Raw genomic sequence first — 1,844 nt, 5'->3', positions numbered from 1 at the left:
TGTCGTCTCGCAAAATAAAGTTCCTGTCTCCTGCACAAAAACAGCGAATTATTATATCAGTTCCATAATGATGTCTCTTTGTACGTGCCTGTAATTACGGCGCGCTTTTTTCTTGTATCTTTTTTCCGTTTCCGTTATAGTTAGCTTGTAACCATAAAAAAAGAGAAAGAACATCCCCTACCAAAGTTTGTTCTTTCTCTCACTCAAGCCTGCACCGGCCTTGTCCGGGATCTATGTCCCACTTAATACGGCCTCTGTACAGTACCATCCTTATGATAAGAAAAAATGCCCTCTTTTGCAAGATAATTCGCATAAAAAAATCATCAAAAGTTTTGTTTGATTCCTACATGGATACATTCTGCCCGGAAAAGCAGACCTGTCCTGTCTGTGGCTCCTCTTTCCATTGCCAGATCCATGCCTATTATGGACGCCGGATCATTGACTTTATCTGTGGGGTACCCGTCACTACAGAAGTGACTGTCCTTCGTCTGGCCTGCCAAAGCTGTGGACATACCCATGCGGTCCTCCCGGACCTGATCATCCCTTATTCCAGCTATAGCCTTTTCTTTATCCTTCGTGTCCTGGCAGAAGCCTTCCTGCACATTTCTTCCCTGGAGCGCCTCTGTGAACGTTTCTGCATTACCCGAAACCAGTTGTATAAATGGAAGCAGCTCTTTCAGCAGCATAAGCGGGAATGGCTCGGCATCCTGGAGGACTCTGAAACCTCTGGAATGGATTTCCTGCTGATGCTTGCCATCAAACCGGATTATTCCTCTTTCGCCATGGACTTTACAAAGCAGACTGCGTATTCCTTCCTACAGTCCCACCGTAATCCCTCTGGATAAACTGTAAAATACGGCACCTCCCAGACCGTGCCACCATTGCTGTCCCCCTGTTTTTTCACGGCCACACGCCATGGGGATGGCATCCTCCATTCCTGTTTTCTACAATGGTAAAAAACACAAAGGAGGTTCTTTCTTAATGGAAAATCAAAAACAACAACTCTCTAACGCCGCAAAAATCGCCCAGTTCCGGCTCGCCCTGATCGCACCTGTGATCCACGGCCTTTTTCCGGATGCTTCCAGGAACGCTTATTACCGCCGCATCACAGAAAAACCATTGACCCTGCCGGATGGATCCATTTTTCAGTACAGCCCCAAGACCATCAGCAAATGGGTATCCCTCTACCAGACAGGCGGGATCGATGCCCTGATGCCAAAGGAACGCTCTGATAAAGGTGCTACCAGGGTCCTGCCTGATACCGCTATAGAAGAGATCTACCGTCTGAAAGAGGCTTTCCCCAGGCTCAATGCCACACAGATCCACAAACAGCTTGTGGAGAATTCCTTCATTCCGGCTACGGTCAGCGTTTGTGCTGTCCAGCGCTTTATCCGGCATAATGACCTCAAATCCGCACGCAATCCAGGCATGCGGGACCGCAAGGCTTTTGAAGAGGATTCCTTTGGAAAAATGTGGCAGGCGGATACCTGTTACCTGCCTTATATCACAGAAGACGGGAAACGCAGGCGGGTCTACTGCATTATGATCATTGACGACCATTCCCGTCTCCTGGTTGGCGGCGGCCTGTTCTATAACGATAATGCTTATAACTTCCAGAAAGTGTTCAAGCAGGCTGTGGCGACTTATGGGATCCCCTTGAAGCTTTATGTCGATAATGGGTGTAGCTATTCTAACGAACAGCTTTCCCTAATCTGCGGCTCCATCGGCACGGTACTCCTGCACACAAAAGTCCGTGACGGAGCCAGTAAGGCAAAAATCGAACGCCAGTGGAGGTCACTGAAAGAACAATGGCTTTATACCCTTGACATGGATTCCATCCACTC

At 48.2% G+C, this 1,844-nt stretch carries 2 protein-coding genes; both read left to right on the top strand.

The window, feature by feature from the left end:
* The first annotated feature begins 347 nt into the window (after positions 1-347).
* Entirely contained in the window at positions 348-845 is a 498-nt protein-coding gene (locus ACTNBR_RS16325; protein WP_441019242.1) for a DUF6431 domain-containing protein, read from the top strand.
* A 136-nt stretch (positions 846-981) separates the two neighbouring features.
* Positions 982-1,844, top strand: an 863-nt coding sequence (locus ACTNBR_RS16320; RefSeq protein WP_441019244.1) for a DDE-type integrase/transposase/recombinase, incomplete at its 3' end; no start/stop codon positions are given.

The organism is Bariatricus sp. HCP28S3_F11, assembly GCF_052065395.1.
Classification (GTDB): domain Bacteria; phylum Bacillota; class Clostridia; order Lachnospirales; family Lachnospiraceae; genus Allocoprococcus.
Note: the sequence above shows the minus strand (reverse complement) of the source record. Positions and strands in the feature narration are given on the sequence as shown.